The sequence below is a fragment of the Rothia sp. SCPM-O-B-18226 (M350) genome, from assembly GCF_058213595.1.
Genome location: NZ_JBYQJS010000001.1, coordinates 496,143 through 507,205, shown reverse-complemented (window position 1 = coordinate 507,205; position 11,063 = coordinate 496,143). Strand labels below are relative to the sequence as shown.

The window sequence follows — 11,063 nt, the reverse complement described above, 5'->3', positions numbered from 1 at the left end:
TCTCATATCCCACCCACACGCGAATATGCAAAAGCGCGGATACCCGAGAGAAATCTCGAGTATCCGCGCTTTTATGAATGCTTAGGCTTCAGACCTAGCGAGCAGCAGGAAGCTTAGAGCTCCAGGCCACGGCCGTACTCATCCAGCGAAACGGCACGGAAACCGCCGTTGTTACCGTAGGAGTACACCTCGCTGTCGATCTGGAAAGCGCTCGGGTAACCGCCGCCGAAGGTGTCCAGAGACTGCAGACGCTCAGCGGTAGCCTGAGCGCTCGGCTCAACCTCAATATCGTTGTAACGTGCCAGACCGGTACCGGCAGGAACCAGCTTACCGATGATCACGTTCTCCTTCAGGCCGAGCAGCGGGTCGGTCTTAGCCTCCATAGCTGCCTGAGTCAGAACGCGGGTGGTCTCCTGGAAGGAGGCCGCCGACAGCCAGGACTCGGTAGCCAGCGAAGCCTTGGTAATACCCATCATCTCGGGACGACCGGCAGCAGGCTTCTTGCCCTCGAGCAGAGCCTTGCGGTTTGCGGTCTGGAAGACGATGTTATCGACCAGCTCACCCGGCAGAAGGTCGGTGTCACCGGACTCAATCACGGTCACGCGACGCAGCATCTGGCGGACGATAACCTCGACGTGCTTGTCGTGGATTTCCACACCCTGCGACTTGTACACGCCCTGAACCTCACTCACCAGGTGCTTCTGAGCCTCACGAGGACCGCGGATACGCAGGACCTCCTTCGGATCAACAGAACCGGTAGCCAGCTGGTCGCCGACGTGGACGTAATCGCCATTCTGCAGCTTAGAAGCCGCACGGCGCAGAACGGTGTAGGACTGGGGCTCAGAACCGTCGTCCGGGGTCACCACAATCTTGTAGGACTTCTCGGTATCCTCAATGGTCACGCGACCGGACACCTCAGAAATCGGGGCGACACCCTTGGGGGTACGGGCCTCGAACAGCTCCTGAATACGGGGCAGACCCTGGGTAATATCGTCTGCCGACGCCACACCACCGGTGTGGAAGGTACGCATGGTCAGCTGGGTACCGGGCTCACCAATCGACTGAGCCGCAATAATACCAACAGCCTCACCAATGTCGACCAGAACGTTCGAAGCCATCGAACGGCCGTAGCACAGTGCGCACACGCCGATAGCCGACTCACAGGTCAGAACCGAGCGGACACGCAGCTCCTTCACACCAGCCTTGAACAGCTTCTCGATGAGCTCATCGGAAACGTCAGCGCCAGCCTCAGCCAAAACGTTGCCAGCCTCGTCCTTCACGTCCACCGCGAGGGTACGACCGTGAATCGAAGTCTCAACATCCGGGTGCAGGTTGCCGTCGGCGTCAACCAGCGGGAGCATCAGACCGCGGCGGGTGCCACAGTCATGCTCACGCACGATAACGTCCTGCGACACATCCACCAGACGACGGGTCAGGTAACCCGAGTTAGCGGTACGCAGTGCGGTATCAGCCAGACCCTTACGTGCACCGTGGGTTGCGATGAAGTACTCCAGAACCGACAGGCCCTCACGGTAGGAGGACTTAATCGGGCGAGGCATAATCTCACCCTTCGGGTTCGACACCAGACCACGGATACCCGCAATCTGACGGACCTGCATCCAGTTACCACGTGCACCAGAGGTCACCATGCGGTAAATGGTGTTCAGACCGCCGTGAGAGCTCAGGTTCTCACGCATAGCCTCAGCAACCACGTCGGTAGCCTCGGTCCAAACCTTAATCAGCTCCTGACGACGCTCTTCATCGTCAATGGTACCGATCTCGAAGTCGTCCTGAATTGCGGCAGCCTGCTTCTCGTAGCGCTCCATGATTGCCGGCTTCTCGGAGGGAGTAGCAATATCGGAGACGGCCACGGTCACGCCCGAACGGGATGCCCAGTAGAAACCTGCGTTCTTCAGGTTATCCAGGGCACGAGCCACAACATCCATCGGGTAACGTTCAGCCAGATCGTTAATCAGGCTACCCAGACCCTTCTTGTCTGCCACACCGGTGAACCAGGGGTAGTCCTTCGGCAGAGCCTGGTTGAACAGGACCTGGCCAACGGTGCAGTCCAGCAACACGGGGTCGCCGGGCTTATATCCCTCGGGAGCTTCCCAGCCCTCGGGAGCAACGAACTGGTCGCCGTCCAGCAGGATCTTCACCTTGGTGTACAGCTCAATCTCGTGACGATCCATCGCCATCAGAGCCTCAGAAACCGAGGAGAAAGCGTGGCCCTCGTTCTTCTGACCATCGCGAGGAGTGGTCAGGTGGTACAGACCGATAATCATATCCTGCGAGGGAACGGCCACGGGACGGCCATCCGACGGCTTCAGGATGTTGTTCGAGGACAGCATGAGGATACGAGCCTCAGCCTGGGCCTCGGGAGACAGCGGCAGGTGAACTGCCATCTGGTCACCATCGAAGTCAGCGTTGAACGCGGAGCAAACCAGCGGGTGCAGCTGGATAGCCTTACCCTCAACCAGCTTCGGCTCAAATGCCTGAATACCGAGGCGGTGCAGGGTAGGTGCACGGTTCAGCAGCACGGGGTGCTCGGCGATAACCTCTTCCAGAACGTCCCAAACCTGCGGGCGGAAACGCTCAACCATACGCTTAGCGCTCTTAATGTTCTGAGCGTGGCTCAGCTCCACCAGACGCTTCATGACGAAGGGCTTGAAGAGCTCCAACGCCATCTGCTTGGGCAGACCACACTGGTGCATCTGCAGCTGCGGACCAACCACAATCACGGAACGACCGGAGTAGTCCACGCGCTTACCCAGCAGGTTCTGACGGAAACGGCCCTGCTTACCCTTGAGCATGTCCGACAGAGACTTCAGGGGACGGTTACCGGGGCCGGTCACCGGACGGCCACGACGGCCGTTGTCGAAGAGCGAGTCCACAGCTTCCTGCAGCATACGCTTCTCGTTGTTCACGATGATCTCGGGAGCGCCCAGCTCCAGCAGACGCTTCAGGCGGTTGTTACGGTTGATCACACGACGGTACAGGTCGTTCAGGTCGGAGGTCGCAAAGCGGCCACCGTCCAGCTGAACCATCGGGCGCAGCTCCGGCGGGATGACCGGAACAACGTCCAGAACCATACCCAGCGGGGAGTTGTTGGTGGTCAGGAAGGCGTTAACAACCTTCAGACGCTTCAGGGCACGGGTCTTCTTCTGGCCCTTACCGGTCTGAATGATCTCCTTGAGAGCCTCGGCCTCAGCTTCCAGGTCGAAAGACTCCAGACGCTTCTTGATAGCCTCGGCACCCATGGCACCCTCAAAGTACATGCCGTACTTGTCCACCATAGAACGGTACAGAGCCTCGTTACCCTCGAGGTCAGCGACCTTCAGGGACTTGAAACGCTCCCACACGTTCTCCAGGTGAGCAGCCTCGCGCTCGTAGCGCTTACGCACGGAGGCAAGCTGACGCTCAGCGTTATCGCGCAGCTTGCGCTTCTCAGCAGCCTTGCCACCCTCTGCCTCAATACGAGCCAGTTCGGACTCAACCTCGCGGCTGATGGCGTTCACATCGGCGTTCAGAGCGGCCTCAAGCTCCTGCTTCTCACGGTCATGAGCGGCCTGCAGCATGGGCAGGTCCTCGTGGCGAGCCTCCTCGTCAACGCTGGTAATCATGTACGCAGCGAAGTAGATGACCTTCTCCAGGTCCTTCGGAGCCAGATCCAGCAGGTAACCCAGGCGGGAAGGAACACCCTTGAAGTACCAAATGTGGGTCACGGGAGCGGCCAGCTCAATGTGGCCCATGCGCTCGCGACGCACCTTGGAGCGGGTCACCTCAACGCCACAGCGCTCACACACGATGCCCTTGAAGCGCACGCGCTTGTACTTACCGCAGTAGCACTCCCAGTCCTTAGTGGGGCCGAAGATACGCTCGTCGAAGAGGCCGTCCTTCTCGGGCTTCAGGGTACGGTAGTTGATGGTCTCGGGCTTCTTAACCTCACCGTAGGACCAACGACGGATGTCGTCGGCGGTGGCGAGGCCAATTCGCATCAAACCAAGCGAAGATTCGTTGGACATATCGGTCCTAATCTCTTTCTGTAAGTTTCTGAAGACTTGGGTTGGTGGGTGGGAACCCCACAACGCATGCGAGCGCATGCGGGGTTCCCCACCCTAGAAGGAGGCGGTGCTTATGCCTCGTCGACCGAGCTGGGCTCGTCGTGGGTCAGGCTCACGCCCATATCTTCTGCTGCCCGGAAGCCTTCTTCCTCCGAGTCGCTCATCTCAATAATCTTGCCGTCGGTGGAGAGCACCTCAACGTTCAGGCACAGGGACTGCATTTCCTTGATCAGAACCTTGAAGGATTCGGGGATACCCGGCTCGGGGATGTTCTCGCCCTTCACGATAGCCTCGTAAACCTTCACACGGCCCGCCACGTCATCGGACTTGACGGTCAGGATTTCCTGCAGGGTGTATGCGGCGCCGTATGCTTCCAGCGCCCACACTTCCATCTCACCGAAGCGCTGGCCACCGAACTGAGCCTTACCGCCCAGGGGCTGCTGGGTAATCATCGAGTACGGACCGGTGGAACGAGCGTGAATCTTGTCGTCCACCAGGTGGTGCAGCTTCAGGATGTACTGGTAACCAACCGAAATCGGGTCCGGGAACGGCTCACCGGAACGGCCGTCAATCAGACGTGCCTTACCGGAACGGTTGATCAGACGGTCGCCATCGCGGTTCGGGTTCGAGTGGTCCATAAGGTCGAACAGCTCGTCCTCGTGGGCACCGTCGAACACCGGGGTTGCCAGGCGGGTCGGGCCGGATTCCTTCGGGAAGTTCGGCATGTGCTTGAGCCACTCGGGCTCGCCCTCAATCTTCCAGCCCTGCTTAGCCAGCCAACCGGTGTGGACTTCCAGAACCTGACCAATGTTCATACGACCGGGCACGCCCAGCGGGTTCAGGATGACGTCCACGGGGGTACCGTCTTCCAGGAAGGGCATATCCTCGATCGGCAGAATCTTAGAAATAACACCCTTGTTACCGTGGCGGCCTGCAAGCTTGTCGCCGTCGGTAATCTTACGCTTCTGAGCCACGTACACGCGGACCAGCTGGTTCACGCCCGGGGGCAGATCGTCTTCGTCGTTGTTCTCGCGGTCGAAGATGCGGATGCCGATGACGGTACCGGACTCACCGTGAGGAACCTTCAGAGAGGTATCGCGAACCTCGCGGGACTTCTCACCGAAGATTGCGCGCAGCAGGCGCTCCTCGGGGGTCAGCTCGGTCTCGCCCTTGGGGGTGACCTTACCAACGAGGATGTCGCCAGCCTCAACCTCGGCACCGATGTGGATGATGCCACGCTCGTCCAGAGCCGAGAGAACATCCTCGGACACGTTCGGGATGTCGCGGGTAATCTCCTCGGGGCCCAGCTTGGTGTCGCGGGCGTCAATCTCGTGCTCCTCGATGTGAATCGAGGTCAGCACGTCCTCAGAAACCATGCGCTGGGAGAGGATGATCGCATCCTCGTAGTTCAGGCCTTCCCACGGCATGTATGCCACGAGCAGGTTCTTACCCAGTGCCAGCTCGCCACCGTCGGTGGAGGGGCCGTCAGCGATAACGTCGCGGTATTCGACGCGCTGGCCTTCCTTCACCACAACGCGCTGGTTGTAGCAGTTACCCGGGTTCGAGCGGGAGAACTTCATGATCGGGTAGGTTGAGACAGAGCCGTCGTCGTTACGGACGATAACGGTCTTAGCGTCCACGGAGGAAACCACACCGGGCTTCTTCGCGAGCACGGAGTCACCGGAGTCCAGTGCTGCGTACTTCTCCATACCGGTACCAACCACGGGAGCCTCAGACTCCAGCAGGGGCACAGCCTGACGCTGCATGTTAGCACCCATCAGTGCTCGGTTAGCGTCGTCGTGCTCCAGGTAAGGAATCAGGGCGGTAGCCACGGACACCATCTGGCGCGGGGAGACGTCCATGTACTGAACGGCACCGGGAGCAACCAGAACGGCCTCACCAGAACCATCGCCTGCACGGCAGAGAACCTCGTTCTCAGCGAAGGTGCGGTCCGGGTTCAGAGGCGCGTTTGCCTGCGCGATAACAACAGACTTCTCGTCGTCAGCGGTCAGGTAGCGGACCTCATCGGTCACGCGACCATCGGTCACCACGCGGTAGGGGGTCTCGATGAAACCGAAGGAGTTGATGCGACCGTAGGTTGCCAGCGAACCAATCAGACCAATGTTCGGGCCTTCAGGGGTTTCGATGGGGCACATGCGGCCGTAGTGCGAGGGGTGCACGTCTCGCACTTCCATGCCTGCGCGGTCTCGGGACAGACCACCAGGGCCCAGAGCGGACAGACGACGCTTGTGGGTCAGACCCGCCAGCGGGTTGTTCTGGTCCATGAACTGGGACAGCTGAGAGGTACCGAAGAACTCCTTGATAGCTGCCACGACGGGGCGGATGTTCACCAGGGACTGCGGGGTGATAGCCTCAACGTCCTGGGTGGTCATGCGCTCGCGGACCACACGCTCCATACGGGACAGGCCGGTACGGATCTGGTTCTCAATCAGCTCGCCCACGGTGCGGATGCGGCGGTTACCGAAGTGGTCGATATCGTCGATGTCGACCTTCAGGGAGATTTCCTTGCCGTCGCGTACGCCCGGGATGCTGGTCTCGCCAGCGTGCAGAGCGCAGAGGTAACGGATCATCTGGGCGATGTCATCCTGGCTGAGCACGGAGGCCTCGGGGGAATCCAGGGGAACGTCCACGCCAAGCTTACGGTTCAGCTTGTAACGGCCGACCTTGGCCAGGTCGTAGCGGCGCGGGGTGAAGTACATGTTGTCCAGCAGAGCCTGGGCAGCCTCAACCGTCGGGGGTTCACCCGGGCGCAGCTTACGGTAGATGTCCAGCAGAGCCTCATCGCGGTCCTTGACGGAGTCCTTCTCGAGGGTTGCGCGGATGGAGTCGTACTGACCGAACTCAGCCAGAATCTTGGACTCGGTCCAGCCCAGAGCCTTGAGCAGAACGGTCACGGACTGCTTACGCTTGCGGTCCAGACGAACGCCCACCTGGTCGCGCTTGTCAATCTCAAGCTCAAACCATGCACCGCGGGAGGGAATCACGCGGGCCGAGTAGATGTCCTTATCGGAGGTGCGGTCCGGAGCCTTCTCGAAGTAGGCGCCGGGGGAACGCACCAGCTGGGAGACAACCACGCGCTCGGTACCGTTAATCACGAAGGTACCGGCCTCGGTCATCAGGGGGAAGTCGCCCATGAACAGGGTCTGCTGCTTAACCTCGCCGGTAGCGAGGTTCATGAATTCAGCCTTGATATACAGCGGTGCCGAGTAGGTTGCGTCGCGGTCCTTGCACTCCTCGACGGAGTACTTGGGGTCGGCGAACTCGGGCTCGGAGAAGGAGAGCTGCATGGTCTCCTGGAAGTCGCGAATCGGGGAAATCTCTTCAAAGATCTCAGCCAGACCGGACTTTGCGGGAACAGAGGTGTCACCAGCAGCCTGCGCGGACTCCAGACGCTCCAGCCAACGCTCGTTACCTACGAGGCGGTCGAAGCTATCGGTCTGGATAGCAAGCAGGTTGGGAACCTTCAGCGGTTCGTTAATCTTCGCGAATGAAATTCGGCGCGAGACGTTCTCTGCGCCGTTAGCGGCGTCATGGTTAGAGGTGCTCGAAGCGACCAAAATGGGGATCCTTCCACAGACATGTCTGTTAGCAATCAGCCTCCCGGCGACTTTACCGGCGACATGACGACCTCGGCCCCCGCATAAACGGTGCTCGAAGCTACAGATGTCGGACGGAAAACGTCACCTTCAGCCCGTGCCCACCGCTATATGAAGGCACAAAGGTTAGGGAAAGCGTAAATACTAACGATACAGGAAGAAATCTATTTTGTCTACCATACCCAAAGAGCGAGTGCAAACCTGACACAGAAATGTATTTTCCATCCCGAAGAAGGACCATACACGGATGGTCGCCGGTCGGTTCTCGAGGGCTCATCCTCCTGAGATCCCGCCCGCTACCGCAAGGAACCTAGCACTCCACCACGTTAACGGCCAGGCCGCCCATCGAAGTTTCCTTGTAACGGTGCGACATATCCAGACCGGTCTGGCGCATCGTCTCAATCACCTGATCCAGCGACACACGGTGCATACCATCTCCGCGCAGAGCCATGCGCGCTGCAGTCACGGCGTTCGACGCGGCCATCGCATTACGTTCGATACACGGAATCTGCACCAGCCCACCCACCGGGTCACACGTCAGACCCAGGTTGTGCTCCATCGCAATCTCGGCCGCGTTCTCCACCTGTTCGGGGGTTCCGCCCAGCACCTGGGCCAAGCCTGCAGCAGCCATCGAGCTGGCGCTGCCCACCTCGCCCTGGCAACCTACCTCGGCGCCAGAAATCGAGGCGCGCTTCTTGTACAGCACACCCACGGCGGCCGAAGCCAGGAAGAAGTCCACGATCGCCTGCTCACGGGCGGCCTGGCCGCAATGGCGGATACCCGGGGTGTAGTTCATCGCGTAGTGCAGCACCGCCGGAATGATGCCGGATGCACCGTTCGTCGGGGCCGTCACCACACGGCCGCCAAAGGCGTTCTCCTCGTTTACAGCCAGAGCAATCAGGTTCACCCAGTCAATCGCAAACTCCGGAGACTTGCCGGGATCCTCCACCATCAGGTCACGGTGCCACGCACCCGCACGGCAACGCACCTTCAGCGGACCGGGCAGATACCCCACACGAGCCAGAGAGGAGCCGATGCACTCCTTCATGACGCGATAGATATGCAGGATGCCCGCGCGCACCTCCTGCTCCGTGCGTAGCGAACACTCATTCGCCATCTTCAGCCGTGCAATCGACAGGCCAGCCTCGTTCGCCATCTCGACGAGCTCGGCACCCGACCCAAAGGGGTAGGGCGGGTTCGTGAGCGAGGCACCGCCGGTAGCTTCCTCGTCTCCCTCAACGATAAAGCCACCACCAATCGAGTAGTAGGTACGCTCCAGCAGTAGCTCCTCCCCCGCAAACGCGGCAATCTTCATGCCGTTCGTATGGCGCGGAAGAACAGTCAGAGGGCGCAGAGTCATGTCAATCTCACGGTAGTGCACCACCGGGCCGTATACCTTGTTCTCCTCGCCGCCGGGAGCATTCACTCCGTATGAGGAGGAAGGATATCCGGCCAGAGGCAGGGTACCGTCAACACTATTGCGCTCAATCATCGCTTCCGCAGCGGCGATATCAATCGTCTCGGGAACGAAGCCGCACAGCCCCTTCAACGCGGCGCTCATCGTACCGTGACCGGCACCGGTTGCCGCCAACGAACCGTACAAATCGATATGTACGCCGGTCACGCGGTCCAGCAGACCTTCATCAATCAGCTCAGCCACGAAACGATTCGACGCACGCATGGGACCCACGGTGTGGGAACTGGAGGGACCAACACCAATACTGAACAGCTCAAAAACGCTGATGTCGTAGGGAAGGGCCTCCGCCTTTTTCTGGGCGCTGCTGGGGGTGCTCTGATTAATCGCCACGTTCTGTCTTTCGAAGTCATTGCGCCCTGCGGGGCGCAGTCGCGCGGAATACCGGTTACCGAAAACTATCCGGCCCGGTATTCCACCTAATTCATATGAGGTAGTGATAACGGACAGTCCTCCTTGACTAACCGCTCTAATCCTAACGCACTTCCGAGGATGCAGAAACTAAGGTGAGGGTACGCCTCGGTTCCTCCTCTCTCCCCCGGCTGCTTCGTCTCAGTTGCCGCCCCGACACGCGAAAGGCGCCGTGTCCTCTCGGAAACACGGCGCCATTCACCTCGCGGAGGTTACCTCACGCAGTATATTTCGTTACTTTTCGCGCTTGTAGAAGGGCAGAGCCACAACGTCGAAGGGTGCACGCTTACCGCGAATGTCCACGTCGACGGTGGAGCCAAGCTCCGAGAACTCGCGGTTCACCAGAGCCATAGCAATCGGGAAGCCCAGAGTCGGGGAAGGAATACCGGAGGTAACCTCACCAATCTCATTGCCCTCGGAGTCCACCAGCTTGGAGCCGGCACGAGCAGGACGCTTCGCCTGAGCCTTCAGACCCACCAGGATACGCTTAGACTCGGACTTTGCCAGCTCGGACAGTGCCTCGCGACCCACGAAGTCGGCGGCCTTCTTCTCCAGCGCAATCTCAACCAGGCGGCCCAGGCCGGACTCGAAGGGGGTGATGTCCAGACTCAGCTCGTGGCCGTACAGGGGCATACCGGCCTCAAGACGCAGGGAGTCGCGGGAAGCCAGACCCGCGGGGGTCAGGCCAAAGGGCTCACCGGCGGCAGCCAGCTTGTCCCACAGCTCAACTGCGTGCTCGTTCGGTACGAACAGCTCGAAGCCGTCCTCACCGGTGTAGCCGGTGCGGGCCAGCAGAACGTCAACGCCGGCGATGGTCAGCGGCACGGATGCGTAGTACTTCAGCTCGCGCACGGCATTCTCGTCAGAGGCACCGGCTGCCAGCAGAATCTCCTCCGCGCGAGGGCCCTGAACAGCAATCAGGGAGGTCTGATCCGACTCGTTGACGAACTCAACGTTGAAGTCGCCCAGGCGCTCGCTCATAGCAGCGTAATCGGTGTCAATGTTGGCCGCGTTGGGAACAACCATGAACTCTTCGTCGCCCAGGCGGTAGGTAATCAGATCGTCGATAACGCCACCCTTGTCATTGACCAGGATGGAGTACTTTGCCTTGCCAACCTTCAGGATGGACATGTTCGACACCAGAGCGTAGTCAAGGAATGCTGCGGCGTCCGGACCGGTCACACGGAACTCACCCATGTGAGAGAGGTCGAAGATACCCGCGCGGGTACGAACGGCTTCGTGCTCGGCAACGTCGTTCGAGTACTTCAGGGGCATATCCCAGCCACCGAAATCGGTGAAGGATGCGCCCAGCTTCTCGTGAACCGGGTACAGGGAGGTCTTCTTAGGGGACATTAGATTCTCCTCACGCACAGCTTTGTGCTGTTATTGCAATCATTGTGGTTATATCTCCCTCTCCGGCAGAGGACCAGGTAGGGAGCCTACCCCGCCCGTCTCACGAGGAGACGGGCGGGGCGGGGTGAGCCCAGTGGCTACCCC

At 60.0% G+C, this 11,063-nt stretch carries 4 protein-coding genes; all 4 read right to left on the bottom strand.

All coding sequences use genetic code 11. The annotated features are described in order from the left end of the window. Positions 1–113 precede the first annotated feature (113 nt). Positions 114–4,025 (bottom strand): DNA-directed RNA polymerase subunit beta', encoded by a 3,912-nt coding sequence (locus tag AC3E6W_RS02175; RefSeq protein ID WP_070649847.1) that lies wholly within the window; start codon positions 4,023–4,025, stop codon positions 114–116. A gap of 110 nt (positions 4,026–4,135) precedes the next feature. Next, positions 4,136–7,642, bottom strand: a complete 3,507-nt coding sequence (gene rpoB, locus AC3E6W_RS02170) for a DNA-directed RNA polymerase subunit beta (protein ID WP_049331898.1) — start codon at positions 7,640–7,642, stop codon at positions 4,136–4,138. A 349-nt stretch (positions 7,643–7,991) separates the two neighbouring features. Further along, positions 7,992–9,488 (bottom strand): L-serine ammonia-lyase, encoded by a 1,497-nt coding sequence (locus AC3E6W_RS02165; protein ID WP_294646336.1) that lies wholly within the window; start codon positions 9,486–9,488, stop codon positions 7,992–7,994. A gap of 312 nt (positions 9,489–9,800) precedes the next feature. After that, positions 9,801–10,919 (bottom strand): glycine cleavage system aminomethyltransferase GcvT, encoded by a 1,119-nt coding sequence (gene gcvT / locus AC3E6W_RS02160; protein ID WP_490652215.1) that lies wholly within the window; start codon positions 10,917–10,919, stop codon positions 9,801–9,803. Positions 10,920–11,063 lie beyond the last annotated feature (144 nt).